Consider the following 26,773-nt stretch of genomic DNA (forward strand, 5'->3'; position numbering starts at 1 on the left):
CTCCCATTTAATAAGAGTGTTCAAGTAATGTACTATAACGTTGATATGCTTAAAGAAGCAGGTTTTGACCATCCTCCAAGAACTTGGGATGAATTTGCAACGATGGTTAAAGCGCTTACAAAATCAGATGGTTCACAGTGGGGTGCTTCCATCGGCGGTGATGTGGATCTTTGGTATGCAATGGTGCATGAGTGGGGTGGAAGAGTCCTTACAGATGATTATAGAAATGTCCTTTTCGATAAAGATCCTAATGTTTTGAATATGGTAACCTTTATGAATGATCTTTATAAGAATGGTTACATTCACTTTACAACAGGATATAACTATCAGACAGACTTTGGAAATAAGAAGTGTGCATTTGTTATAGCTTCTACTGCATCCTATACTTATATTGACCAAGCTGTTGGAGGCAAATTCAAATGGGCACAAGCTCCAATTCCAGCAGGGCCAAAAGGGCAATATACTGTAATGTATGGAACAAATGTAGTTATTTTTGGTCAAAAGTATAGCGCTGTTGTACAGCGTGGTGCATGGGATTTTGTTAAGTGGTTTGATGCGCCGTATCAAACTGCAAGATGGTCAATCGATACAGGATATTTGCCTGTGAGGAAATCCGCGCTTGATCTTCCAGTATTTAAACAATTCTTAGCAAGTAATCCTGAAAGAAAAGCTGGTTTTGATTCACTTAACTTTGCTATTATTCAGCCGCCAACAAAGGAATGGAACCAGGCTCGTTCAGATATAGGTGCAGAACTTCAAAAGATATATCTCCAAAAGATTTCACCTGCAGATGGTATTAAGGAACTTGGTGCTAAGTTAAGATCTTACATTCATTAATTGGTTAATTAATTGAGTTTAAATCCCCGAAGGAAACCTTCGGGGATTTTTATTTAATAATTTTAAATCTAATAAACCTTAATTAATTTCTATTAATTAATTTCTATTTGACTTTGAATCATGATTTATATATTAGTTTTAATTCTCTTGCATTTTAATTTTCGTCTAATTGTTTTTATAAAAATTCTTAATACATTGTGCTTTGTGGAGGAAACTTGCAAAATTGTAAATTTAATTTTCTTTCTTTTGTATTTTGTGCCACTCAAAGTAATTCGAATGTATAGCAACCTTTTTGAGTTTTTTTGATTTTTCTATCTTTGTTTTTTATCACATCGATTAGTGATTGACACTGCTTCATTACTTAACGGTCGAAGCACTACCATTTTTTATTTGTTTCAATTCTACGTTAAATATATGTTTATCCAGAATCTTTTTAGATATGGAATAAAAAAAGCGTGTGCACTAAGCACACGCATATGAAGTCAAATCTATTGGGAAGTTTATCCTTTGATTGCTCCTCTTGAAATTCCCTCGATAAACTGTGTTTGGAAAATAAGGAATAGTATTAAAACAGGTGCAGTTGCCATTGTTGCGGCTGCTGCAAGTAATTGCCAATTTGTACTTTCAGCTCCAATGAATGAATAGAGTGCAACTTCAAGCGGCATAAAACGAGGATCTGTATTAACAATTAATGGCCACAGGAATGCATTCCAAGAACCTAAGAATACAAAAAGTGCAAATGCAAAAAGCGTTGGTCTTATTATCGGGAGGGCAATGTTAAAGTAAAATCTTCCTATGCTACATCCGTCAATTTGTGCTGCTTCCCATAGTTCATTTGGAATCTGTTTGAAAGCCTGTCTTGTTAAGAAAATGCCAAAGACACTTGCACCAAAAGGAATTATAAGTGCTTGATACGAATTAAGCCAACCAAGTCTATAAAGAGTCAAATAGTTTGGAATAAGCATTAATTCTCCAGGGATCATCATAATACCGAGGATGAGCATAAAAATCTGATTTTTGAGAGGAAATTTTAGCCTTGCAAATGCAAATCCTGCAAGCGAAGAGTTGAAAAGTGAAAGTAAAGTTGTAGAAACTGCAACAAAGATTGTGTTTAGTATATAACGTGTCCATGGCACTCCCTGAGGATTTGATTTCCACATATCTACATAATTTTTCCATTGGAAATCTGGCCAGAGTTTTGGTGGATATCTAAAAAGATTTTCAGGTTTGCTCAGAGAGGTTACGATCATCCAATAAAATGGAAATACCATTATAATTGTTACAGTTATAAGAATGAGATAAGTAAAGAAATATGATTTTTTAAGATTAATTTTCATTATTCACCCTCCGATCCCTCAGAATAGAATACTCTTCTTCCGGTTACTCTAAATTGTATAAGCGTTATAGTGAATATAATTCCAAAAAGTACTACTGCAATTGCGCTTGCAAATCCTGATTTCCAATATTGGAAAGCTTCCCTATACAGCATGTATCCAATGGTTGTTGTTGAGTTATAGGGACCGCCTTGTGTTAAAACAAGCACAGGCGTGAACATTCTGAATGCACCTATAAGCGAGATAATGAAGATGTAAAACGTTGTTGGGGAAAGAAGAGGCCATGTTACATGCCAGAATACTCCCCATGAATTAGCACCATCAATTTGCGCTGCTTCTTGTAGTTCTTTTGAAACTGCTGTAAGTCCTGCCATGAAGAGAATTGTAGAATATCCAAGGTCATGCCATGTAGTATAAATAACAATTGCAAAAAGGGCTGACGGGAAACCTATAAGCCAAGGAGAAGTAGGAAGATGCAGTAATTTTAAAAGTGAATTAAGTATTCCGTAATCTGGGTGAAATATCCATTCCCACACAATTGATGTTGCAACAAGTGGTGTTACATAAGCAACAAAGATTCCAAGCCTAAAGAAACTTCTGAATCTAATTGGCTTCATTAGAAGGGTTGCAAGGAATAACGATAAAGCCATTGTGATAGGGACTTGTAGTGCCACATACTCTAAAGTTACAAGAGCTGCATGCCAAAAATCTGCAGAATACGGTGGTTTAATGAGGAGATTAATGTAGTTTTGTAATCCAATGAAAGTTTTTCCACCAATCATTGACCAATCAAACAACGAAAGATAAAATACAAAAATTGTTGGAAAAATTGCAAATACTCCTAAAATAATTAAAGCAGGTGTAATAAAACCATAACTTGTAAGATACTCAAGGATTGTTTTTCTCCTTTTAAGTCCTGCAAGCACTTGTGCTTCTTCCATATTCATACTCCTTTCTCAAACTATTTTACCATGTTTTATTTTCTAGTCAATTTATGGAATAACTGCATGAGATAAATCCCAGTTCCAAATAAGTTCAAGTTCATCAATTATGTCCTTATTGTATGTGAAAAGCGCCGTTTCTCTTTCATTGTCTAAAGATGGCTGTGTAAAGTTATTAGATCCAATGTATGCAAAGGCATCGTCTATTATGAAGGTTTTTGCGTGGATATACGGGTTTGGAAGTGCAAGGACTGAATCACCAAGTTCATTTTTAACATCTGCTGCATATGATGTAGGCATAAGAATTTTCACATCAATACCTTTTGCTTTTTGTTCTTTAAGAATTTTTATAATTGATTGATCGGAAATGCTCTGCTCCCAGATTTTAATGCTGAATTTTGCGCTTTTAAGTGCGTTCTCTATTTTTTCCCTTGAATCAATTGGACTTATTATTACATTAGGATTATCGTTTTTAAAATCTGTTCTATTCCAGTCCGCATAGAATAAATTCCTTAAGGAATTAATATCGTCTTTGTTTAATGTTGCAAGACCAAACTCTCTATTTTTTGAAAAACTTGAATAAGTGAAATTACCAGTTAATACAATTGCTTCTGTATCATCGATAACAATGTATTTTGCATGAGTCAAAAAGAATTTAGGATTTGCCCATCTTGCCTCAATTCCGTACTTCTTTAGCATATCTCTTATATCGAAGTTTTGGGTTTCTGATTGATATGGTGCTTCCTCAAGTATTACTTTTACTTCAACTCCTTGTTTTGCCAGGTTTATTATAGTAGGGATAAAATCAAAATCTGTAAAGCCGTAAATGTTTATGAGAAGTTCATTTTTTGCTTTCATAAGTTCATTTAAAATTGATTGTTTTCCTCCAAATGTTTCTGAAATGAGGATTTCGCTTGTGCTTTCTGATTGGGCAGTCTTGAAATTCCCAAGAAATATGACAGACAAAATTATGAAGGCGATGATTAAAAGTTTTAATTTTTTCATTTTAGCCTCCTAAGGTTATGCGAATTTGCCTTGTTTCATTATTCCATTCTACTTTTGCACCAAAAGTCTCTGAAATGAATCTTATTGGCACAAACGTTCTTCCGTTTGTAATCTCTGGGACAACTTTAAGGTTATCTTTATCTATTAAGGTTTGTTTTCCATTTATAATTGCATATGGACTTCCAATTTTAAGTATTATTGTTTTGTCCATAAGCTTTATAGTAACTTCTCTTGTTGCATTATTCCAATCAACTTTTGCACCGAATGCCTCTGATATAAACCTAATTGGAACAAGGGTTCTTCCGTTTTTAATATAAGGTGCTGCATCGATTAAACTCTTTTCCCCATTTATTACTATTTCGTTTTTTCCTACAGTCAGAATGATTTCAATAGGTTTTGCTTCGAAGGAATATCTAAATAAACCACCAGATGATGTCAAAACAAAAATACTTCCGTTTTTTCCATAATAAAAGTCAGGAGATAAGAACACATTAATAACGTATCTATTGGTAAGAGTTGAACCTATATTTTCATAACTTAAACCCTTGTTTTTTGTTATATAAATATTCCCATATGTTGTCCCTGATGATCCCCATGCTCCTACAATCATAAAACCATCGTTTGAATAATTTGGAGATATTTGAACACCATCTGCCCAAGTTGAACCTAAATCATAAATTTGATTAAAAGTGTTTCCTCGATCATAGGAGAGATATTCTCCTCCTGCTGTACCTACAAGAACAAGTCCGTCTGTTGTAAATGTGTTAGAAATATCAAATCCTGTAATACTCATTCCCCAGAATTTGTTGTTGGCAATTTCTTTAAATGTTTTGCCTGAATCTTCAGATCTATAGAGATTCCCACCATTAGTTGCAACAAATAAATAATTTCCTGCACCTTTTACAAAATTTATATTAACATCATATGGATAAAGGTCCTTGACTTTTTGTAAGTTCAAAAGATTAAGATCCGATTTATATAAACCGTCATCTTCAGTACCTATGAATAACGTATTATTGTATTCATAAATAACTGAAACGGAATGATTTTTTAATACATCAAGTTGCTTAAAAGTTTTTCCAGAATCAGTGGAAGCAAATATTCCTTCACCAAGTGTGCCAACAAGAATTGTACCATTAGAGATTTCTTTTACTTCCAGTATCTCATGCGTATCGAGATTGCCAATGTTTTCAAAAGATTTTCCGCCGTCTTTTGAAATGTAAAGTCCATTATTTGCAGTTCCAAGATATACAGTCTTATTTGATGAGTAATTTGGTGAAAAACTCAGCGTGGTTGTATTTAAATTTGTTATTCCAGTGTTTGAAAGAGAAAATGTTTTATTTGCCTTGTTAAACTTTATAATGCCGTATTCATAGGATCCAATAAAAAGTCCATCAGGGCTTATATCAAGTGAAATGTTCGTTGAAGGAAATGGAATATCATAAGTTGTATAATTCCCGTTAACTTTAACAAATAATTTCTTAGTTCTTGACAATGCGTAAAGATTATTCAAATCGTCTATTTTTACCCCTATAATCTTATATCCGTTAAGTTCTTGATTAAAAGTTTTTAAATCACTTGAAAGAAATATCCCATTTCCGAGAGTTGAAAATGCATATGCGTTGTCTCTTATCGAAATTGACGTAATTGGTGCATTGGTGCTGTAGATTAAATTTGTTCCTGATGAATCTATCTTGTAAAATTTTCCAATCTCTGTTCCAACGTAGTAATTGTTGTTATAAGAGGCGATTGCAGTGACATATTCTGAAACGAATTTTGATATTGTTCTCCAAGAAGTTCCATCATTTACCATAATCAAGTTTGTGTTTAGAACCTTATCGTCCTGTCGTTTTTCAAAGCTTATTCCAACTGCCATAAGATTGTTTGTTATTGGATCGTTTGTTATTTGGGTTACATAAGTTGCGCTGATTCCCATTTGATATGGCTTAAATGATTTTCCAAAATCGTTTGTCTTATAGACACCGTTCTTTGTTGCTATATAAACGGTGCTGTCCTTTGCGAAATCTTTTGAGAGTGTGAAGTCAGTTATACCTTCGAAAGTTAAGTTGTATCCAGCAGAGAGAACGATTGAGTTAAAAGTTTTGCCACCATCTTTTGAGATATAAAATCCTTCAGGTCCTCCAGCAAAGACTGTTGAGTCGCTTGAGTAGTTTGGAGAAATAAGAACTTTATCAATTTCACCTCCATAGAGACCAATAGGCTTTTCAAAGTTAGGCTGAGCTGCCTTTAGGTTAGTAAGAGGTAACATTACAACAAAAATAAAAACCGTTAAAATGAAAATTATTTTTTTCATCCTACCTCCTTAACTTTTGTTTTGGGTATATATTTTACGACAAAATTAATTAAAAAAGAAATTATTGTTGATTTAGAATTGATTTAATTTTTGCAAGGATTATATCCATTGCAATTTCGTTTTTACCGCCACGAGGAATGATTATGTCTGCGAATTGTTTTGTTGGTTCAACAAATTGAATATGCATTGGTCTTACTGTTTCAAGGTATTGCTTAATCACTGATTCTAATGTTCTCCCCCTTTCAAGGACATCTCTTTCTATTCTTCTTATTATTCTTACATCAGCATCTGTGTCAACAAAGATCTTTATTGAAAAGAAGTCTCTAATATCGTCGTAATAAAAAAGGAGAATTCCTTCAACAATAATGATTGGCTTTGGATATACTTCTTCAAATTCACCTGTTCTTGCATATTTTTCAAAAGAATAAATAGGCACTTTAATCGGGATACCGTGTTTTAGGTCTTCGAGATGTTTCTTTAAAAGTTCAATATCAAATATGGATGGATGGTCATAATTTAACTTTTCTCTTTCCTCTATTGTAAGTTCAGGAAAATCCTTGTAGTAGGAGTCCATAGAAATAATCGAAGTTTTATCCTTACCCAAAGATTTTTGGATTATCTTTGCAACTGTTGTTTTGCCTGAGCCTGTACCACCCGCAATGCCAATGAATGTTGGTTTCATTATGCTTTTTGAACAACAAGTTTTGTTACAGCCTTTAAAGTCTCAATTACATTTATACCTTCTTGGGCAATTGCTTCAAAGTATTGGTATTTATTATCCTTATTTAAATCCTGTTGTAATTCTTCGATAGATAGTATATTTGGTAGATCTCTTTTGTTATATTGAAGTATTATTGGCATTGTCTCAACGTTTTCTCCAAATTCAATTAGGTTTTCAATCATATCTTGAAAACTATCTATATTTTCTTGCTTCTTTTCAATTTGTGAGTCGGCAACAAAAACAATACCATCAGTAGCCCTTAATACTGATTTTCTTGTTAATTTGTAGATGTATTGGCCTGGGACGGTATAAAGGCTAAGTCTAATCGTAAAACCTTTAATGCTTCCCAACTCAAGGGGCAGGAAATCGAAGAAAAGCGTTCTTTCCGTTTCGGTTGCAATACTTGTAAAGTCACCTTTAACCTTTTCTGGAATTGTTGTATAAATGTACCTTAGGTTAGTTGTCTTTCCGCTCATTGCAGGACCATAATATACTATCTTAAAAGAGATTTCTCTCTTTGCAAAGTTAATTGTACTCATCTTTTCTCCTTAGAATAGATCTTCAATGTCCTTTTCTACATCCTCATTTATGACTTTTTGAGTTTGACTCTCTGCTCTCTTTTCTGCTTGTTCAATTATTGGCTTTATTTCTGTTCCAGTTTTCTTTGCCCAGAATCTAATTGCACCTATTGGCAGTTTGTTATCAAAGATCATTGCAAGGAGTGCATTTTGGGTTATTAGAGAAATGTGAATGTTTGTCTCTTGTCCCTGATGGAAAGTTATTGTAAATTCCTTTTCTCCCAAGAGTCTTGCAAGTTCGTTTGTTGCTGAAAATACTCCTGCTGCAAGTGCTGATATGTTTTGTGCAACATCAGAAGTGATATCTCCGCTTTTTGCAAGGAGTTCGCCGCTTTTGTTAAGGAGCACAATATCTCTTGCTTCTGATTCAGCAAGAAACTCACCAAAAAGTTCCTCTATTTTTTTAAGTTCCTCTTCATTTAAAACAATTTGGACTTTTGAAAGTCTTCCTTCCATTTTATCCTCCCAAAATAACGATTTCTTTCTTTAATAATCCTTTTAATACTTCTAAAAACTTCAAATAACTCATGGACATCTCTTCCATTATAGTAGAAATTGGCGTACCATCCAATATATATTTGAGTAATTTTATTTCATCTTTTGAAAGTTCAATACCGTTTGTGTCATTTTTTGTATTGGGAAGCATCTTTGTTTTTTTTGTTATCTTTTTTAAAATATCAATGTTTTCTTCTCTAAGGTTTATACCAGTTGCAATGATATCGAATAAATCCTTTTTAATTGTCCTCGGTGGTAATACAATATTTGTGATAAATGAAAATGTTCCATTAATTTCAAGGAAAACATCAAGAATGGCTTCTTCTCCAATAGAAAATGGACCATTTGCATGAATTATTTCTCCGTTAGAAAAATAGATACCATACATTCCCATAACGCCGTCCACTTCAAGTTTTCCCGATTTTTTGCTTGTTGAGATACTTTGAATCACTTCCTCCAATTTAAAATCACTTAAATTTCCCTGTAAAGCCATCTCCTTTTCTCCTTTACATATAATATGAAAATTTCTTTAAAATGCAAATCAAGATATAATTAAAAGTAAAAAAAAATTTTAAGGAGGCAAAAGTGGAGCTTAAGTATTCTACAAAAAACGCGTGGGAAATACTTAATCATGATGAAGTAATTAGTTTTTCAGAGTCTTACAAAGATTTTATAAGTACTGCAAAAACAGAAAGAGAAGTGGTGAAGTATTTGAAAAATGTTGCTGAAAAGAAAGGATTTACGGATCTTTTTCAAGGTGACGCACACTCAGGAAAGTACTATGCAATAAACGACAATAAAAACATACTTCTTTTAAAAGACGGTGAAATTTCCGCTGAGTTTGGTTTGAATTTTGTTTTTGCTCATATTGATTCACCAAGAATTGATATAAAACAAAATCCGCTTTACGAAGGTGCTGATGTTGTAATGTTTAAAACCCATTATTACGGTGGTATTAAAAAATACCAATGGGTTACAATCCCGCTTGCTCTTCATGGTGTAATTATTCTAAGAGGTGGTACAAAATTAGAGGTTAATATTGGAGAAGATGAAACTGATCCAGTCTTTGTGATCTCAGATTTGCTTCCTCATCTTGCAAGAAAACAGATGGAACAAAATGCAAGAGAGGTTATACAAGGTGAGGCGCTCGATCCAATTGTTGGAAGTATACCTGATAAAGAATCTGACAAAGAAAAATTCAAGACTGCAATACTTAAACTTTTGCACGAGAAATACGGTATAGTTGAAGAAGATTTCATAAGTTCCGAATTAACACTTGTACCCGGAGGTAAGGCACGTGATGTAGGTTTTGATAGAGGCGCAATTGCATCTTATGGCCATGACGATAGAATTTGCGGTTTTACCAGTGCGGTAGCTTTATTTGATGTAGAAAAGCCTAAAAGGACAATTGGTGTGATGCTTTTTGATAAAGAAGAAATTGGAAGTGACGGTATTACTGGTGCTCAATCAGATTTTCTTGACTATGCAATCGAAAAGTATCTTTCTTTAAAAGGAATAAAGAATGTTTCGGTTAGAGAGGTTTTGCATAAATCATATGGGCTATCTGCTGATGTGAACGCAGCAGTTGATCCTCTTTATAGAGATGTCTTTGATGAACAAAATTCTCCGATATTTGGACATGGAGTTGTTGTTACCAAGTTTACAGGCTCTGGTGGAAAATATTCTGCATCCGATGCCTCTGCTGAACTAGTATTTAAGGTAAGGAAATTATTTAACGAAAATGGCATACCTTGGCAAATTGGTGAACTTGGAAAGGTTGATATTGGCGGTGGGGGAACTGTTGCAAAATTCATGGCAAATAGGGGTATTCAGGTACTTGATGTAGGACCAGCTCTTCTTTCAATGCATGCACCATTTGAAATTGCCTCCAAAGTGGATTTGTATTCATCTTATCTTGGATATAAAGCGTTCTTAGAGAAATTCGAATAGTAGTTTGAATAGGATTTGAATTTTAAGAGGGGCTTAAAGCCCCTCTTGTTTTTATAGTCCTCTCTTTTTCTTTAGTTCAAGAAGACTTTCAAATTTATCATGAGGAAGTGGTTTTGCTCCACCAAGAAGACTTGCAACAGTTAACATCTTGCAAACATTTTCAAGTTCTTCCATTCTTCTAAAGGCTTTTTCCAGAGTATCTCCAACAGTAAGTGCACCATGATTTGCAAGAAGGAGAGCGTTATGGTCTATTATTGCCTTACCTATGTTTTCTGCAAGTTCTTTTGAAGAGGTTATTTCATAAGGAATTACAGGGACTTCTCCTAAAATAAGGGCAGACTCTTCATGAACATTGTTTGGTATCCCTTGATGTGCAATTGCAAAGCCTGTTCCAAAGGGGGGATGTGCATGTATTATTGCATTTACATCAGGACGAACTTTGTAAATTTTGATGTGAAAGAGAGTTTCTGACGAAGGCTTTCCTTCTCCTTCAATTACATTTCCACTAAAATCAATTACAAGAATATCTGAGAAGTTCAGTTCGTCTTTAGGTACACCTGATGGTGTTATGTAGATAAATTCTTCATCTCTAACTGAAAAGTTTCCCCCGTAACTTCCATTAAGATCATGCTCGTAAAGTCTTCTTCCAATTGTTGCTATTTCCTCTTTTATTTGTCTTTTCATTACGATCCACCTTTCTACAATATTGCATTACTTGCTTATCTATTATATCAAAATACGAATTTTGTGTAAAATAAAAGGTTAGGAGGTAAAAATGGTTATAACAGTGGATATTGGAAACACAAACATCGTGTTTGGTTTCTTTGAGCAGGGAATGCTTTTAAGTACATTAAGAATTGTAACCGATAGTGGAAGAACATCCGATGAGTACAGATTATTAATATCTCAGTTTATGCGTGAGGAGAAATTAAATTCGAAAGTTGAGGATTTTGTTGTATCCTCGGTTGTTCCTTCCCTTACTCCAGTTTTTAGAGCAGTTGCTCGAAAAATAACAGGAAAAGAAGCAATTCTTATTAACTCAGATTTATCAATCGGAATAAAGTTTGAAGTAGATGAACCACGTTTTGTTGGAGCCGATAGGATTTGTGATATTTTTGAAGCCCATAAATTGTTTCCAAATGAAAATGCTGTTACAGTTGATTTTGGAACTGCAACAACATTCTCAGTAATTACAAAGGATAGTAGATTTATCGGAGGTCCAATAACGATTGGCGTTCTTCCTGCTTCAACAGAACTATTTAGGAAAACAGCACAACTTCCAAGGATTGAACTTGTAAAACCGAAAAGTGCGATAGGAAGAAATACTGTTGAAGAAATGCAATCTGGTGTTATAAACGGATTTGGAGGTTTAGTAGATAGACTTATCGAACTTATTGAAGATGAATTAGGTGAAAAAGTTAGAGTTATTGGGACTGGTGGTATCTCCCATATTATGGAAGGGGTATCAAGAAGAATTGAGATTTTTGATAAATTACTCACAGTAAAAGGAATGTACAGTATCTATGAATACGTTAAGGGGAATTAAGAGTTCAGATAAACTTAATATTGATATTCCCATTTTTCTTGCTCCTCTTGCGGGGTATACCGATTCACCTTTTAGACGGCTCGTAAGATACTTTGGTGCAGGAATAGTTTTTACGGAGATGGTTTCTATAATGGGTATAAGATTCAAGGACAAGAATACGCTGAGACTTCTTCAATTTTACCCTGAAGAGCGTCCTATTTTTGTGCAGCTTTTTGGTTTTGATTCTGAGGCGTTTTCTTATGCTGCAAAATTTGTAGAAAGCCTTGGGTTTGACGGCATTGACATTAATGCAGGTTGCCCTGTGCCCAAAATTGTTAAAGATGGTTCAGGATCGGCTTTCTTAAAGGATCTTACAAAACTTTCAAGAATTATCCGTGCAGTTAAAAATTCTACGCATTTGCCCGTTTCCCTTAAGGTGAGAAAAGGATTTTTTAAAGGTGAGAATGTACTTTCTCATGTATTGAAAATAGCAGAAGATGAGGGTATTTCTTTCTTAACGATTCATTCAATTACAGTAGAGGAGGGTTTTAAAAGAGAAGACGAAGATTGGGATGCAATTTCTGAAATCGTTTCTAAGGCGAAGATTCCAATTGTTGCAAATGGAGGAATAGAAAATGAAGAAGATGTCGAATCGCTTTTTAAGAAGACTAAAGCTCCATATATAATGGTTGGCAGAGCTTCGCTTGGACGCCCGTGGTTTTTGAAGTCTTCCTATGCATTTTTGAAGGAAAATAAAAAAATTGATTTTTCAAATAAAGAGAAAATAGATATAATAGTAAGACATATAGAAAGTGAAGTAGAATTTCTTGGTGAAGAAAGAGGAATAGTTGAGATGAGGAAGCACTTGATAAAGTATGCAAAAGGATTAAAGAAAGCAGCAGAATTTAGAAGATATGTGAATAATTTGAAAACAAAGGAAGAAGCAATAGCCCTTGTCAGGGCTTTTTTTGATGAAATGGAGGTTTAAAATGGAAGAATCAGTTGAAGGGAAGATCCAGATTTCTCGTAAGGGTTATGAGGAACTCAAAAAAGAATTAGAAGAAAGGAAAACTGTTATTCGTCAGGAGATTTCTGAAAGGATTAAACAAGCGATAACTTTTGGAGACCTTTCTGAAAATTCAGAGTATGATGCCGCAAAGCAGGAGCAGGCATACAATGAAAGTAGAATTGCAGAATTGGAGGCAATCCTCTCAAAGGCAGAGATAATTGATGAAGACTCTGTTGATACCGATAAAGTGAATATTGGTTGTAAGGTGGAATTAAAAAATCTTGAAACTGGAAAAATTGTAAGTTATTATATTGTAGGCCCTGCTGAGTCAGATCCAGATACAGGAAAAATTTCTTCAACTTCTCCTGTGGGGCGTGGCCTTATTGGACACAAAGTAAATGAAATAGTTGAAATTCAAGTACCTAAAGGTGTAGTTAGATACAAGATTTTAAAGATAGTAAAAGGTGATTAGTATGGAACTTCCTAATCTAAATGAAGTCGAAAGGAAGAGAGCTGAATTAGTGCAAATTTTGAAGGCATCAGGCGTTGATCCATATGGGCGAAGGTTTATAACGCCTTTTTACAATAAATATCTCAAAGAACACTTTGAAGAACTTTTAGATAAAACAGTTGAAGCCCGTGGCAGAATTATGGCTATAAGAGGTCACGGAAAGGCAAGTTTTGCTGTTTTAAGAGATTTTTCGGGAGATATCCAACTTTACTTTAGGTTTGACAATCTTGGAGAAGATAAGTATAACTTTTTCAAAAAGGCAATAGACATAGGTGACTTTATTGGAGTTAAAGGAAAACTTTTCAAAACTCATACAGGCGAGATCACGATTGAGGTAACAGATTTCGAACTTCTTACAAAGGCTATTAAAGTCCTTCCCGAAAAGTATCACGGTCTTAAAGATACCGAACTTAGGTACAGAAGGCGATATCTCGATTTAATTGCAAATCGAGAAGTACTGGAAACATTTGTTAAAAGAAGTAAAATTATACAAAAAACAAGGGAAATCTTTGACAGAGAGGGTTTTATTGAGGTTGAAACACCAATGTTGCAACCAATTGCAGGGGGTGCCTCAGCAAGACCTTTTAAGACATATTATAATGCGCTTGATCAGGAAATGTATTTAAGGATTGCACCTGAACTTTATCTGAAGCGCCTAATTGTTGGCGGCTTTGAAAAAGTTTACGAAATAAACAGAAACTTTAGAAACGAGGGAATTTCAACTAAGCACAATCCTGAATTTACTATGCTTGAAGCATATTGGGCATATGCAGATTATATGGATGTTATGAACTTTGTTGAAAACCTTCTTTATGAAATTACAGTATCTGTGAATGGGACACCAAAAGTTACATTTTTAGGGCATGAAATTGATTTTACTCCTCCTTTTAGAAGAATAAAATTTAATGATGCCTTAAGTAAGTTTGCGGGAGTGACTCTTGAAGAGTTAAGAGACTTAAGCCGTGCAAAAGAGATTTTGAATAGACTTAACATAAAAATGGATAAACCACTTACGGTTGGAAACCTTATAAATGAAGTTTTTGATAAAAAAGTTGAAGAGCATCTTATACAACCAACCTTTGTGTATGAATTCCCTATTGAAATTTCTCCTCTTGCAAAGAGAACTCCATATGATCCTCATATGGTTGACAGATTTGAACTTTTCATAGGTGGGCTTGAACTTGCAAATGCTTTCTCCGAATTAAATGACCCACAAGACCAATATGAAAGGTTCTATGAACAAATGGAAGCAAAGAAAAAGGGTGATGTTGAAGCGCAAGATTTAGATATGGACTATATCGAGGCTATGGAATATGGTTTGCCACCAACAGGTGGTCTTGGCATAGGAATTGATAGACTTGTCATGATTTTAACGGGTAAAGATTCAATAAGAGAGGTAATTTTATTCCCCCAGCTCAAGAAAAAAGAGGTTAATGAAAAAGAAGAAGAGTAGTGGTTATGTTTGTTCTGTGTGCGGATATAAATCTCCTGTAAAGTTAGGAAAATGTCCGCAATGTGGAAGTTGGAACTCTTTTGTAGAAGTAGAAGAATCTGAAACAGAAGCAATTAGTATAGTAACGCTTGAAAGCAAGAATGATAAAAAATTTGAGCGTATAAAGACAGGTATTAATGAATTTGATAGGGTCCTTGGTGGTGGTATTGTCAAGGGCTCTATAATTTTAATTGGAGGCGAACCAGGGATAGGTAAATCTACCCTTATCCTTGAAGTCCTTGATAGAGTTGCAAGATACGGCAATGTCCTTTATGTATCAGGCGAAGAATCACAAGAACAGATAATGATGCGTGCAGAGAGATTAAACATTCACAACAAGAATATAGAATTTCTCACTGAACAGGATATAGATATCATAAAGGAAACAACTTTATCAAGGAAACCGCTATTACTTGTTGTTGATTCTATCCAGACGGTTTTTTCAAAAGATGTGGAAGGTGCACAGGGAAATATAAATCAAGTTAAGGAATGTACTCGTATACTTATTGAGATTGCAAAAAGGCATGGAATTTCTGTTATACTTATTGGTCATGTAACAAAAGAAGGGACAATAGCAGGACCAAAAACTATAGAACACATGGTTGATGGAGTTTTTTATATCGATGGAACTAGAAATGACGTTCTGAGACTTTTTAGGGGTGTTAAAAACCGTTTTGGAACAACAAATGAAGTTGGATTTTTTGAAATGGGGGAGGAAGGACTTAAAGAGGTTCAAAATCCGTCGCTTGAATTTCTTTCAGGGGGAGTTCTAAAAGAAGGATCCGTTATTACTTCAGCATTGGAGGGAAGTCTTCCAATATTCTTTGAGGTTCAATCTCTTGTTACACCTACCATCTTCCCGATTCCAAGGCGAGTTGCAAGTGGAATTGACTATAATAGGCTTTTGCTTTTGATTGCAATTATTGAAAAGAGATTAAGGTTAAAACTGGGCGGTTTTGATATTTACGTAAATGTCGTTGGCGGATTTAAGCCTGATGATAGGACTAACGATCTTGCTTTTGCTCTTTCAATTGTCTCATCATATCATGAGAAACCTTTGATGTCAAAGCCAGTAGTCTTAGGAGAACTGGGACTTTCAGGAGAGGTTCGTCCTACTGTTGGTATTGAAAGAATGGTAAAGCAGGGAAAAAGTCTTGGTTTTGAGAATTTTATCATTCCTAAGTTTTTTGAAGGCAAACTAAAAGTTAACGATGTGAATTTATTCTTTGTTTCAACGCTTGAGGAAGCAAAGGAGATAGTTTTTTAATGGATGTATCGGTTGTTATTGTTGCTGCCGGTAAGTCAACTCGTGCAAATGGAATCGATAAAAATTTTGTAAAAATCGACCGGAAATTTATCGTAGAGTTTTCTATAGATGTTTTTTCAAAAATTGATTTTGTTAAAGAGATAATTCTTGTTCTCAATGATGATAACTTTGAAAAAGGAAAACATCTTTTAGATAGATATAAAAACCTTGTAATTATAAAAGGTGGAGATATTCGTGCTCTTTCTGTAAAGAATGGGGTTGAAGTTGCAAAAAGCAGCAAAGTGCTTGTGCATGATGGTGCAAGACCTTTCATAAACAAAGAACTAATTATTAGAATCATAGAAAATCTTGAATATTTTAAATGTGTCATTCCTGTAATTCCTGTGAGGCAAACGATCAAAGAAGTTGAAAACGGTTTTGTAAAGAAAACGTTTGATAGGACAAAGCTCTTTGAAGTTCAAACACCAGAAGGTTTTGATAGATTGACTTTGCTTCAGTTATACAATAGTTTTATATTGGATGAATCAATATTTGATGAATCTATCCTTTTTGAAAAGGCAAACATTCCAGTTAAAGTAGTTTCTGGATTGTATGAAAATTTTAAAATCACAACACCTCTTGATATATTTTTAGCAGAAATGATCGTGCGAACATGGAAATAAGAATAGGTATTGGTTATGACTCACATAGGTTTATTGTGGAAAGACCCTTTTATCTGGGGGGGGTTCAAATTCCATATGAGAGTGGTTTACTTGGGCACTCTGATGGCGATGCTTTAATACATGCAATTATTGATGCAATACTTGGTGCATTGAATTGGGGCGATATCGGTAAGTGGTTTCCTGATAACGATCCTGAGTTAAAAGATATAAGAAGCACAATGCTTTTATCTAAAGTAAAAGATAAACTCATTCAAGAACATATAAGGATTGTAAACATTGATTCAGTTGTAATTCTTGAAGAACCAAAAATCGCTCCTTTTGTAGATTCAATGCGTGAAACAATCTCCCAAATTCTATGTATTGAAAAAGAGCGAGTTAGCATTAAAGGAAAGACAAACGAGGGCATGGGTTTTGTTGGCCGCAAGGAAGGTGTGCAAGTATTTGCGGTTGTCGTTTTGGAAATTCCATAGGTTTCACTAAAATTAATTAGATAAAAAGGAGGTTAAACATGAAAAACAAAGCTGATATAGTAAGGAATATTTATCTTTTTGGTGTTAGTATCATTGGTATCATTTTTCTAATTATAGGTATTTTAAGGATAGTTGATGCGTTCAGTTTCATCTATTTTTCTTCAGAAGGCATAAAAACCGAACATTTATACTATTACCAAAACCTTTATCAAGGAATTGTAATGGCTCTTTTAGGGCTTCTTATTTTTATATTCCACTGGTATTTTATTGTTAAAGAAAAAAGACTCGGCAAAATGAGAAATATAGAGTATGAATCCTCTATGAATTTTTTTGAAGCAATTTTCTTTTATTTACTTAGTTTCATAGGAATTATCATTTTTATTTCATCATCAATGGGTTTGGTGAGTGGTTTATATAATATAAAATATCCTCCCCCGGTTTTTGATAATAACGGTAAAATAATTCAGGAGACTCCTCCTTATGTCACAACTGATATGGGTAAAGTGATAAAAAGTGGCATTTCAATGTTAATAGGGTTAGCAACTTTTCTTATAGGATTCTTGAAAACGCAAATATCTATGAAAAAGGTGGATTCCCAAGAAATTAATACTTGAAAAGTAATAATTTCGTGGTATAATTTATAAGTAGGAGGTCGAAAATGAGTGTTAGAAAAATTAAGGAAAATGTTTATGCAGTTGGAGTAAACCACTGGGATAGAAAATTATTTGATGAGATTATTCCTCTTCCCAACGGAACAAGCTATAATGCATATCTTATTATTGGATCAGAGCACACCGCTCTCATTGATACAGTTGATCCGGTCTTAAAAGATGCACTTATTGAAAATTTAAAAGAGTTTAAAGATTTAAAGATTGATTATATTATTTCTCAACATGCAGAGCAGGATCATTCTGGCAGTATTCCTGAGGTCCTTAAATTATATCCTGAAGCTAAAGTTGTTACGAATGAAAAGTGTAAGGGGCTTTTAATCGATCACCTTGGGATTCCCGAAGAAAAATTTATTGTGGTAAAAGATTACGATAAGCTCTCTTTGGGTGATAAAACTCTTACTTTTATTTTTACTCCATGGGTTCATTGGCCTGAAACAATGAGTACTTATCTTCACGAAGATAAAATACTTTTTACATGCGATTTCTTTGGCTCTCACTATGCAACTTCGGAATTGTATGCAAAGAATAGTGAAATTGTTCTTGAAGGTGCAAAGAGATATTATGCGGAGATAATGATGCCCTTTAGGAACTTTATAAAGAGTAATATAAATAAAATAGAAAAATTTGACTTTGAAATTATTGCACCAAGTCACGGTCCAATGTGGAATGACCCTAAGTTCATAATAGATGCATATCTTGACTGGGTTTCTCCTGAAGTAAAAAATGAAGTTATAATCCTCTATACCTCCATGCACGGAAGCACTAAGATAATTGTAGATGAACTCTATAACAAATTAGTTGAAAAAGGAGTTAGGGTTTTGCCTTTTAATCTTGTCTCTTCAGATCTTGGTGAGATTGCAATTTCGCTTGTTGACGCTGCAACAGTAGTTTTCGCTTTTCCGACAGTTTTAACAGGCCCACATCCCTTGGGTGCAAGTATTATATATTTTGTTAATGCAATTAAGCCCAAGACGAAATTTGTTTCTATTATTACATCCTATGGTTGGGGTGGAATGGCTATTAAATGGGCGAAAGAACACATTGGAAATTTAAAAGTCGATCTGCTTTATGAACTTGAAGTTAAAGGTCTTCCAAAAGAAAAAGATATTGAAAAATTGAACGAACTTGTAATGCGTATTGTTGAGGCACATAAATCTATTGGAATATTATAAAAATTGTGTTATAATTTAGTAGTTTTAAATAATTCTAAATAAGGAGGTAGGTTATGGCACTAAGGGATTTAATTCAAACGGCAGATTTTACAAAAGAAAAGCACACACCAGTAATTGAAGTGCTTGAGAAGGGTGAGAAGACAAAAATTAGAGTTTCTGTAGGCAAGGAGATTCCACATCCCAATACTACTGAGCACCACATTGCATGGATTGAGGTTTATTTTAAACCAGACGATGGAAAATTCCCGTATCTTTTGGGAAGGTTTTCTTTTGAAACTCATGGTGCATCAACAAATGGTCCAAATACATCACAAGTCTTTACAGAACCAGATGTTACATTTGTTGCAAAGATTGGAACTTCAGGAGAACTTTTTGCGCTTTCCTACTGTAATATTCATGGACTCTGGGAAAGTGAAGTCGTAAAAATCTGAAAGGAGTTTTAAATGACACAGAAATTTGAAATTTATAAGTGCGAAATTTGTGGAAATATTGTAGAAGTTAGATGAAATTACATTAAAGGAGGAAAAAATGAATATTTATTTCAAAGCTTTCCTATTCTTAATATCTTTTAGCATTTTTCATTTTGGTTATGAACTTACTGGGTTAGGATTTTTAGTTCCTTTTTTTGGAATAAACGAGTCTGTATTTCAACACCTTAAGATGGCTTTTTGGGGCTATCTGCTCTTGTCTATAGTTGAATATTTTTTGCTTAAGAAGAAAATTAAACAAGGAATTATTAATTTTTGGTACTCAAGAATTTTTACTGCAATAATAATTCCATGGATAGTAGGTTTTATGTGGTACCTGCTACCAGCAGTTTATGGAAGAGCGGAATCTTTGATTATAGATCTTATCTGGGCAGTAGCAATAACTTATCTGTCAGGTTTATTTGTGATTGTGATAGAAAAAGATATAGAAAAAATTCAGTTTAGCCACAGGACTAAAGTTGTTTTGTTCATGTTATTAATAATTTCGGCTTTCCTTTTTGTTAGGTTTACCTATAAGCCACCTTGGATAGATCTTTTTATTGATCCAGAGGCATTATGAGAAGGAGTTTAGAAGATGATAAAAGAGCAACTTCATCTAACAGCGGATAAAAGGCTTTGCAGCTTCGCCCAAATTGCCTTCGGCAACTTCTTTTATCCGCAGGACGTTAGGCGAAATTGCGAGCCCGCTTCAAAAAATTTTTGGAGGAAAGACTTATGCCTAAAAAAATTTTAATAATCGGCGCAGGGATAGCTGGGTTGTCTGCTGGATGTTACGCCCGCATGAACGGATACGAGGCGGAAATATATGAAATGCACGATAAGCCCGGAGGGCTTTGCACCTCCTGGAAACGAAAGGGTTACACCATTGACGGCTGCATCCACTGGCTGATAGGTTCGAATCCGAATTCCAGTTTTTACAAGCTGTGGTCGGAGCTTGGCGCCATACAGGGACGTCGGATGCTTTATCACGATGTATTTTATCGTTATACTGATTCCGATGGCAGAACCGTGGTGATATACTGTGACGCTGATAAGCTCGAAGCCCATCTGAAAGAAATATCACCACAAGATTCAGCAACCATCGAGCTTTTATGCCGGATGATTCGCCGGTTTTCCAAATTTAAGATGCCGATTGAAAAACCCTATGAGCATTACAACTTCTTAGATATCGCCAAATTAATTATTAAGATGATACCGTTTTACAGAGACTTTAATTTCTGCAATGGGATTACCATTGGTGAGTTCGCCCAGCGTTTTAAAGACCCGTTTCTCCGGGAAATTTTCTCCACGATACTATGGGAAAAAGACTACCCTCTCCTGAACTTGGTGGTAACTTTAGCGTCGCTACACGCAGGGGATGGTGGATTCCCGCAAGGAGGGTCACTGGAGTTTGCCAGAGCCATTGAAAGACGGTGTTTAAACCTGGGAGCAAAGATTTATTATAAATGCCGGGTGGCAAAGATTCTGGAAGAAAACGGTCGGGCAGTGGGTATTCGACTAGGTGATGGCAGGGAAATCAGGGGAGATTATATCATATCTACCGCAGACTTAAGGACAACACTTTATGAGATGCTGGATGGTAAGCATATTGACCCAATTCACCAGGAATTGTTCCATAGCTGTAAGGTAATCCCGTCCATGGTTCAGGTCTCCTTCGGGGTAAATATGGACCTTTCTTCTCAATCCGAATGCCTTGGTGAATGTTATAAAGCTCCATTTTTGAAGGACTGGAAAGCGGATTGGATGGTGGTGAAGAATTATTGTTTCGACCCCACCCTGGCTCCGCCGGGAAAGTCTGTTGTTGTGACCGGTTTCACAACTGATGATTATCAATACTGGGAACAATTGGCAACTAACAAGGACGCCTATCGAGTTGAGAAAGAGAGAATAGCCGCGGCATTTGCCGATGAACTTGAGCGCAAGTATCCTGGCTTCAAATCTGCCATTGAAATGACCGATGTCGCTACTCCGATGACTTATGTCCGTTATACCGGAAACTGGAAGGGCACGTTTATGACTTGGGTCATCTCGCCGGATAAGGTAAAGCGATTCCGTGTAATCCCAAAGACAGTCCCGGGACTGGATAACTTCTGGCTCTCTGGTATGTGGGTGCAACCGCCTGGAGGAGTGCCAACCGCAGCAATGACTTCACGGCAGGTAATCCAGATGATATGTCGGAAAGATAAGAAACGCTTTCGGACGTCAATCCCAACAACTGAGGAGAGTTAGAACCCAGTTCAAGCTATTTCAGGGATTAGACAATGGCAAAAATTCTTGAGCCGGGAACACCGAAACCCATAGAAAGATTGGAAACAATGAAAAGATGGAAAGTAGAAAATCTAAAAGCTATCTTAGGGTAATGATGGCGGGCTCGCAACTCTTCGCCAACTTCGTTGGCTCGGTGCTATCGCACTCGCCTAACAGGTGCGTATGCGGTTTTGCTCTCTTCGGTCGCTACACTTAAATACTCACTCTGCGCGGCACTTCGCATACGCCCCAAACGTTAGGCGAAAAACCGTGCCTTAAAATTAACAGGAGGTTATATTTATGAACAAAGATTTAAAAGAAGGATTTTAAAACGCAATAAAAGATACTTTTAATGCATATAATGAAAACGGGGCAAGAAGTAATAAAAAGTTGATTCCAATTCACTCATGGTTTGCAAAGGAAATTATTTCGGAACTTGGCCCTGGTTATTCATCTATGAGCTTAGGTTCAGGTAGTGAAGGTAGTGAATATAAAATAGAAGGAATGTATTATCCTAAAACATTGGATATAACAATTTTCAGCAATAAGAAACCGATAGTAACTATGAGTTTTAAATTTGTAACTTCAAACTATGCTCAAAATTCAAACAACTATTTTGAAAATTTACTCGGAGAAACTGCAAATATTAAAAGAATTGGAGTTGGGTTTGTTCATTTTCTTGTATTAAGAGGACATACTCCATATTACTACAAAGCAGCTGGAAATGAACGGGGAGGATTAAAGAGAATAGAAATATTATCGGAACATCATATAAAAAAATATATTAAACTTTTTGAAGACTCAGATTTGCCTCATAAACCAGATGTTTTGGGTATGGCAATAATTGATTTTGACGAAGATGGTAAACCTTATTTTAGTGATTTGAGAAAATTAGGATTACAGGAAGAAACTATAAAGATAATAGAGGATGAATTTTCAATTGAAAGATTTATACAAAGGGTAAGAGCATTATGCGAACTGAAAAAGTAAATAATTTACCCTTGTATATGAAAGTTACCCGGAAAAAGACAAATGGAATTGTATATACTCCTGAATGGGTAGTTGATTTAATTTTAGATGATATTGATTATAAAAATAACATTTATGATAAAAAGATTATAGACCCGTCATGTGGAGAGGGCAATTTTTTAATAATTGTTGTTGAAAGATTTTTAGATGATTGTATTAAGAATAACTTAAGTTCAGATAAAATTAGAGAAGCATTACAAAATAATATATTCGGTTTTGATATTGATAAAAATGCTATTTATAAGTGTAAAACTTATCTAAATAACATTATTAAAAAGTATGGAATAGATAAAGTTGAATGGAATATTTTACAAATAGACAGTTTAGATAAAAATAAGGTTAAGCAATATTTTAATTACTTTGATTATGTTGTTGGGAATCCACCGTATATTAGAATACAGCATTTGGGAAAGGAGAGACGAGAAAGAATCCAACAAGATTGGTCTTTCTGTAGAAATGGCTCAACTGATATATATATTGCTTTTTTTGAACTTGGTTTAAATCTATTAAAAGGAACAGGTAAATTGGGTTATATCACACCCAATACTTATTTTAAGACAGAAACTGCTAAAACATTAAGATATTATATTATGGAGGAGAAAATTATTAAAAAGATAGTAGATTTTAATTATCACCAAGTTTTTAATGACGCAACCACATATTCAGCAATCACTATATTAGATAAGAGTTGGAGACAAAATAAATTTTACTACTTTAATGGATATAAAGAAAGTTTTAAATATGTCGATGAAATAGAGTTAACAAGTATTGATTATAATAAATGGACATTAACATCAAACAATGTGTTAAAAAGAATTAAAGAAATTGAAACAAGAGGAATGCCATTAGGAAAAATAGCCCAAATACATGTTGGCATAACAACATTAGCAGATGATTTTTATATTTTTAAAGACCCAATTATAGAAGATGATAAAGCAATTATAAAATTAAAAGATGGTAGAGTATTTACAATTGGAAAAGACATACTGAAAAGAATAGTAAAAGTATCTGTGCTAAAATCACCTAACGAGGAACAAAACAGATGGATAATTTTCCCTTATAAGAAGGTTAATGGAAAACATACAATTATACCAGAAGAAGAATTGAAAAAATTATATCCAAATACATATAAATACTTTCTGGCAATCAAAGATAGATTGTTATTGAGAGATAAAGGTAAAAAAATCCGGTAGCGTGGTATGCTTTTGGTCGTTCACAAGGACTTGATACTACTTGGGGTAAAAAAATACTTGTTCCACCACTTAGTTTGAAGCCTAATTTTATAGTATGGGAGAAGGAAGAATATACATTTTATGCTGGATACTGTATAAAATTTGATGGAGATTTACACTGGTTAGCAAAACAATTAAATTCAGAAGATATAGAGTTCTATATCAAATATGTAGGCAGGGATTATCAAAATGGATATAAATCATATGCTAAATCTTTTATATCTAATTTTGGAATAATTGGATATGAAAATAAAAAAAAAAAAAAAAAATATAACGAACTTACATTTTTTTAAAATAGGCACGGTTCTTCGCCTAACACAGCATAAAAGGTTCGTGCCTTATGGCACTCACCCAAATTTTTGCTCTGCAAAAACTTCTTTTATGCCGGGACCGTTGTGCACGAAGGAAAAGGTGTTCTTGTTTGCTGTGGGCAGCCAATGGTGCTTATCGGAGAAAAAGTGAGTGAATCTGAAACAGGACAAGAGAAACATATTCCAGTTGTTGAAAAGTTGGAACATGGTACGCTTATTAAAGTTGGATCAGTTCCACATCCTATGGAACAAGATCACTATATTGAGTGGATTGAGGCATTTAAGAAAGATGGAAAAGTTGTAAAGATTATGCTAAAACCAGGCGATAAACCTGAAGCTCGTATTGGTTGGTCAGCTGACGATCTTATGGAGGTTAGGGCATATTGTAACAAGCACGGTCTTTGGGCGAAGAAATTTTAAGGAGGCTATATTATGATTAATTCAAGACTTCAAGACGCAATAAACGAACAAATAAATAGAGAGTTTTTCTCTGCTTATCTATACTTATCAATGGGACAGTACTTTGAGAGCAAATTCTTGAGAGGTATTGCTCATTGGTTTTATGTCCAGTATAAAGAGGAGCTAAAGCATGCGGAGAAGTTTATCAGTTTCTTAAATGAGAAGGGCGGAAGGGTAATTCTAAAAGAGATACCTGCGCCGAAGATTGAGTGGAATGGTGCGCTTGATGTGTTTAACGAAGCATATAACCATGAGAAATTTATTACCTCTTCAATTGAAAACATAATGAAGATTGCAGTTGAAGAAAATGACTTTTCAACACAAAATCTTCTTAATTGGTTTTTGGATGAACAAGTTGAAGAGGAGGCTCAAACTCTTGAAATTGTAAAGAAATTAGAGCTTGTTGGAGAACACGGACAGGCACTTTATATGCTTGATAGGGAACTTGCCCAAAGAGAGGGTTAAATTAGTTAAATTTTACCTTATGCCCCCTATGTAGTAGGGGGTATTTTAATTTGTGCTAAAATAAGGAAGAGGTGGATATATGGAGATAATTAACTTGCGTACTTCAAAAAGAGAAGAGATGTTAGAAATAACCGATCGAGTTCAAGAGATTGTAAAAAATTCAAAAGTTAAAAGCGGTTTATGTGTTGTTTATATTCCCCATACAACGGCTTCAATTACAATTAACGAAAATGCAGATCCAAGTGTTAAGAAAGACATTATAAATTACCTATCTAAACTTATTCCTGAAGGTGCTAATTATTCGCATCTTGAAGGAAATGCAGATGCGCATATAAAGGCGTCTATTATGGGTCAATCACGAACTATCATAGTTGAAAATGGAAGGCTTATTTTAGGAACTTGGCAAGGTATCTTTTTTGTTGAATTTGATGGCCCAAGGACAAGGGAAGTATTTGTTGAAATTATCCCTAAGATTCCTCAAGATGTTTGAGCAGTTTAAGCATTACCTCAACTGACGCATTGAAGAGTTTTTCTCCTAATTCATAAGAGCCTTCCTGGCTATCATTAATAATTCCTGTTTCAGTTATATATTTCCTTGCTAAATCGTTGGTTACATAGTACCTCGGAATTTCTCTTTTTTCCTCTGTTAAAAATTCAGTTTTTACAAGAGACTTGTCAATATACATAATCATAGAGACTTCTCCTCTTCCTGCATGCCCTGAATTGTCATATAACTCTTTTAAATCTTCCAAAAGCCACCATGATGCAACCAAAAATTTTGAGTTTGTAAGGGTATTTGCAAGTTCATCAAAAGAACACCTCAAAGGTGCAATGTTTCCTCCGTGACCATTTACAAAGAAGAAATTTCTAAAGCCATGTTTATGAAGTGATGTTGTATAATCTTTAAGATAATTTACAAGACTTGATGGGCTTATAGAGATTGTCCCCAAAAAATCATATGTTATCGAATGACAATTCCCAACATTGATTGTAGGTCCTACAATTCTATTACTAATTTCACCTAATCTTTTTGCAAGGGCTTCAACTGTTATTGTATCTGTTCCTAAGGGAAGCGCATTTGAGTGCTCTTCTATGGCTCCGATTGGGATTATAATTGTTTGGCTTGTTTTTAAGTACTCGTTTACTTCATGCATTGTCATCTTCATTAGTTCCATTTTCATCCTCCGATTCATATGCTTTCATTAGTTCTTTTGCTTCTTTTAAATCTACCCTCATAACGAATACATCAAAATTTCCTGTTGGACCAAGAAATGGGTTTGCACCAATATTATCAATTACTAAACCACCACTTCTCATAGGTCCGGGGCGTTTCATCATTGTTTTTATTCCATTTGTTTCCAATAAATTTGATAGCACCTCTGCTTCAAATTGGTTTTCACACGTTTTGAGCAAAACCCATTCAAAGTTTTTTTGAATTTCATCGAAATAATATCCGCAGTTAACACAAATTTTTGCGTTATCTTCATTTTGATAACCACAATTAGGACATTCTTTCATTTATGCCTCCCATTGTTAGATTATATTACTGATTTTAAAATATGGAAATTTTTGATAAAATTTGTTAGTT

General features: G+C 34.6%; 31 protein-coding genes. 20 read left to right on the top strand and 11 right to left on the bottom strand.

What is annotated here, in order from left to right:
* Positions 1–837 (top strand): extracellular solute-binding protein (locus ACMV0E_RS07155; RefSeq protein ID WP_416085698.1); only part of this gene is annotated, 837 nt, incomplete at its 5' end.
* Between the two features lie 500 nt (positions 838–1,337).
* Here ACMV0E_RS07155 and ACMV0E_RS07160 read toward each other — a convergent pair.
* The 8 genes from ACMV0E_RS07160 to ACMV0E_RS07195 all read right to left on the bottom strand — a co-directional run bounded on the left by ACMV0E_RS07160 (position 1,338) and on the right by ACMV0E_RS07195 (position 8,718).
* Positions 1,338–2,174 (bottom strand): carbohydrate ABC transporter permease, encoded by an 837-nt coding sequence (locus ACMV0E_RS07160; RefSeq protein ID WP_416085699.1) that lies wholly within the window; start codon positions 2,172–2,174, stop codon positions 1,338–1,340.
* The gene (locus ACMV0E_RS07165) at positions 2,174–3,112 is read right to left on the bottom strand and encodes a carbohydrate ABC transporter permease (protein ID WP_416085700.1); all 939 of its coding nucleotides are present in this window, start codon (positions 3,110–3,112) and stop codon (positions 2,174–2,176) included. Before ACMV0E_RS07165 ends, ACMV0E_RS07160 begins: the two co-directional genes overlap by 1 nt.
* 51 nt (positions 3,113–3,163) lie before the next feature.
* Positions 3,164–4,117, bottom strand: a complete 954-nt coding sequence (locus tag ACMV0E_RS07170) for a phospholipase D-like domain-containing protein (protein WP_416085701.1) — start codon at positions 4,115–4,117, stop codon at positions 3,164–3,166.
* Position 4,118: 1 nt separating this feature from the next.
* Entirely contained in the window at positions 4,119–6,431 is a 2,313-nt protein-coding gene (locus tag ACMV0E_RS07175) for a stalk domain-containing protein (RefSeq protein WP_416085702.1), read from the bottom strand.
* Positions 6,432–6,492: 61 nt separating this feature from the next.
* On the bottom strand, positions 6,493–7,113 hold the full coding sequence (gene udk / locus ACMV0E_RS07180; protein WP_416085703.1) for a uridine kinase: 621 nt from the start codon (positions 7,111–7,113) through the stop codon (positions 6,493–6,495).
* Positions 7,113–7,691 (bottom strand): GTP-binding protein, encoded by a 579-nt coding sequence (locus ACMV0E_RS07185; RefSeq protein WP_416085704.1) that lies wholly within the window; start codon positions 7,689–7,691, stop codon positions 7,113–7,115. The genes udk and ACMV0E_RS07185 overlap by 1 nt, the downstream gene beginning before the upstream one ends.
* 9 nt (positions 7,692–7,700) lie before the next feature.
* On the bottom strand, positions 7,701–8,186 hold the full coding sequence (locus ACMV0E_RS07190) for a roadblock/LC7 domain-containing protein (RefSeq protein WP_416085705.1): 486 nt from the start codon (positions 8,184–8,186) through the stop codon (positions 7,701–7,703).
* A 1-nt stretch (position 8,187) separates the two neighbouring features.
* Positions 8,188–8,718, bottom strand: a complete 531-nt coding sequence (locus ACMV0E_RS07195; RefSeq protein WP_416085706.1) for a DUF4388 domain-containing protein — start codon at positions 8,716–8,718, stop codon at positions 8,188–8,190.
* Positions 8,719–8,810: 92 nt separating this feature from the next.
* On the opposite strand from ACMV0E_RS07195, the gene ACMV0E_RS07200 reads away from it, so the two are divergent.
* Entirely contained in the window at positions 8,811–10,175 is a 1,365-nt protein-coding gene (locus ACMV0E_RS07200) for an aminopeptidase (protein WP_416085707.1), read from the top strand.
* A 51-nt stretch (positions 10,176–10,226) separates the two neighbouring features.
* Here the strand turns inward: ACMV0E_RS07200 and ACMV0E_RS07205 are convergent, their stop codons facing one another.
* Positions 10,227–10,859, bottom strand: a complete 633-nt coding sequence (locus ACMV0E_RS07205) for a class II aldolase/adducin family protein (protein ID WP_416085708.1) — start codon at positions 10,857–10,859, stop codon at positions 10,227–10,229.
* Between the two features lie 91 nt (positions 10,860–10,950).
* Between ACMV0E_RS07205 and ACMV0E_RS07210 the strand changes: the two genes are divergently transcribed.
* From ACMV0E_RS07210 to ACMV0E_RS07295, 18 genes are all read left to right on the top strand, one after another.
* Entirely contained in the window at positions 10,951–11,721 is a 771-nt protein-coding gene (locus ACMV0E_RS07210; protein ID WP_416085709.1) for a type III pantothenate kinase, read from the top strand.
* Positions 11,699–12,688: a tRNA dihydrouridine synthase gene (locus ACMV0E_RS07215; RefSeq protein WP_416085710.1), complete on the top strand. Its 990-nt coding sequence runs from the start codon at positions 11,699–11,701 to the stop codon at positions 12,686–12,688. Before ACMV0E_RS07210 ends, ACMV0E_RS07215 begins: the two co-directional genes overlap by 23 nt.
* A 1-nt stretch (position 12,689) precedes the next feature.
* Positions 12,690–13,181, top strand: a complete 492-nt coding sequence (greA, locus tag ACMV0E_RS07220; protein WP_416085711.1) for a transcription elongation factor GreA — start codon at positions 12,690–12,692, stop codon at positions 13,179–13,181.
* 1 nt (position 13,182) lies between these two features.
* Entirely contained in the window at positions 13,183–14,673 is a 1,491-nt protein-coding gene (lysS, locus tag ACMV0E_RS07225) for a lysine--tRNA ligase (protein ID WP_416085712.1), read from the top strand.
* Positions 14,654–15,979, top strand: coding sequence for a DNA repair protein RadA (gene radA, locus ACMV0E_RS07230; RefSeq protein ID WP_416085713.1), 1,326 nt, complete (start codon positions 14,654–14,656; stop codon positions 15,977–15,979). Before lysS ends, radA begins: the two co-directional genes overlap by 20 nt.
* Entirely contained in the window at positions 15,979–16,641 is a 663-nt protein-coding gene (ispD, locus tag ACMV0E_RS07235) for a 2-C-methyl-D-erythritol 4-phosphate cytidylyltransferase (RefSeq protein WP_416085714.1), read from the top strand. Before radA ends, ispD begins: the two co-directional genes overlap by 1 nt.
* On the top strand, positions 16,632–17,111 hold the full coding sequence (gene ispF / locus ACMV0E_RS07240) for a 2-C-methyl-D-erythritol 2,4-cyclodiphosphate synthase (RefSeq protein ID WP_416085715.1): 480 nt from the start codon (positions 16,632–16,634) through the stop codon (positions 17,109–17,111). Before ispD ends, ispF begins: the two co-directional genes overlap by 10 nt.
* Positions 17,112–17,149: 38 nt before the next feature.
* Positions 17,150–17,725 carry a DUF5671 domain-containing protein gene (locus ACMV0E_RS07245; RefSeq protein WP_416085716.1) on the top strand — a complete coding sequence of 192 codons (576 nt, stop codon included), beginning with the start codon at positions 17,150–17,152 and terminating at the stop codon, positions 17,723–17,725.
* Positions 17,726–17,769: 44 nt separating this feature from the next.
* Positions 17,770–18,954 carry an FprA family A-type flavoprotein gene (locus ACMV0E_RS07250; RefSeq protein ID WP_416085717.1) on the top strand — a complete coding sequence of 395 codons (1,185 nt, stop codon included), beginning with the start codon at positions 17,770–17,772 and terminating at the stop codon, positions 18,952–18,954.
* A 53-nt stretch (positions 18,955–19,007) separates the two neighbouring features.
* Positions 19,008–19,385, top strand: coding sequence for a class II SORL domain-containing protein (locus tag ACMV0E_RS07255; RefSeq protein ID WP_416085718.1), 378 nt, complete (start codon positions 19,008–19,010; stop codon positions 19,383–19,385).
* 12 nt (positions 19,386–19,397) lie between these two features.
* Positions 19,398–19,460 carry a desulfoferrodoxin FeS4 iron-binding domain-containing protein gene (locus ACMV0E_RS07260; RefSeq protein WP_416085728.1) on the top strand — a complete coding sequence of 21 codons (63 nt, stop codon included), beginning with the start codon at positions 19,398–19,400 and terminating at the stop codon, positions 19,458–19,460.
* A 22-nt stretch (positions 19,461–19,482) separates the two neighbouring features.
* Positions 19,483–20,001: a DUF6512 family protein gene (locus ACMV0E_RS07265; protein WP_416085719.1), complete on the top strand. Its 519-nt coding sequence runs from the start codon at positions 19,483–19,485 to the stop codon at positions 19,999–20,001.
* Positions 20,002–20,156: 155 nt separating this feature from the next.
* Positions 20,157–21,671 (top strand): phytoene desaturase family protein, encoded by a 1,515-nt coding sequence (locus ACMV0E_RS07270; protein ID WP_416085720.1) that lies wholly within the window; start codon positions 20,157–20,159, stop codon positions 21,669–21,671.
* A 408-nt stretch (positions 21,672–22,079) separates the two neighbouring features.
* Positions 22,080–22,679, top strand: a complete 600-nt coding sequence (locus tag ACMV0E_RS07275) for a hypothetical protein (RefSeq protein WP_416085721.1) — start codon at positions 22,080–22,082, stop codon at positions 22,677–22,679.
* 17 nt (positions 22,680–22,696) lie between these two features.
* On the top strand, positions 22,697–23,911 hold the full coding sequence (locus ACMV0E_RS07280) for an HsdM family class I SAM-dependent methyltransferase (RefSeq protein ID WP_416085722.1): 1,215 nt from the start codon (positions 22,697–22,699) through the stop codon (positions 23,909–23,911).
* Between the two features lie 398 nt (positions 23,912–24,309).
* On the top strand, positions 24,310–24,681 hold the full coding sequence (locus ACMV0E_RS07285) for a desulfoferrodoxin family protein (protein ID WP_416085723.1): 372 nt from the start codon (positions 24,310–24,312) through the stop codon (positions 24,679–24,681).
* A 12-nt stretch (positions 24,682–24,693) separates the two neighbouring features.
* Positions 24,694–25,185 carry a ferritin gene (locus tag ACMV0E_RS07290; protein WP_416085724.1) on the top strand — a complete coding sequence of 164 codons (492 nt, stop codon included), beginning with the start codon at positions 24,694–24,696 and terminating at the stop codon, positions 25,183–25,185.
* Positions 25,186–25,264: 79 nt separating this feature from the next.
* A complete protein-coding gene (locus ACMV0E_RS07295) occupies positions 25,265–25,675 on the top strand; it encodes a secondary thiamine-phosphate synthase enzyme YjbQ (RefSeq protein ID WP_416085725.1) in 411 nt (136 codons plus the stop codon).
* Here the strand turns inward: ACMV0E_RS07295 and ACMV0E_RS07300 are convergent.
* Together ACMV0E_RS07300 and ACMV0E_RS07305 are read right to left on the bottom strand one after the other, a co-directional pair.
* Positions 25,653–26,360 (bottom strand): creatininase family protein, encoded by a 708-nt coding sequence (locus ACMV0E_RS07300; protein WP_416085726.1) that lies wholly within the window; start codon positions 26,358–26,360, stop codon positions 25,653–25,655. The two genes, ACMV0E_RS07295 and ACMV0E_RS07300, sit on opposite strands and share 23 nt — an antisense overlap.
* Complete coding sequence (locus tag ACMV0E_RS07305; RefSeq protein ID WP_416085727.1) at positions 26,332–26,703, bottom strand: zinc-ribbon domain-containing protein; 372 nt, start codon at positions 26,701–26,703, stop codon at positions 26,332–26,334. The genes ACMV0E_RS07300 and ACMV0E_RS07305 overlap by 29 nt, the downstream gene beginning before the upstream one ends.
* Between the last annotated feature and the right edge of the window lie 70 nt (positions 26,704–26,773).

The organism is Caldisericum insulae (assembly GCF_047785965.1).
GTDB classification, from domain to species: Bacteria; Caldisericota; Caldisericia; order Caldisericales; family Caldisericaceae; genus Caldisericum; species Caldisericum exile_A.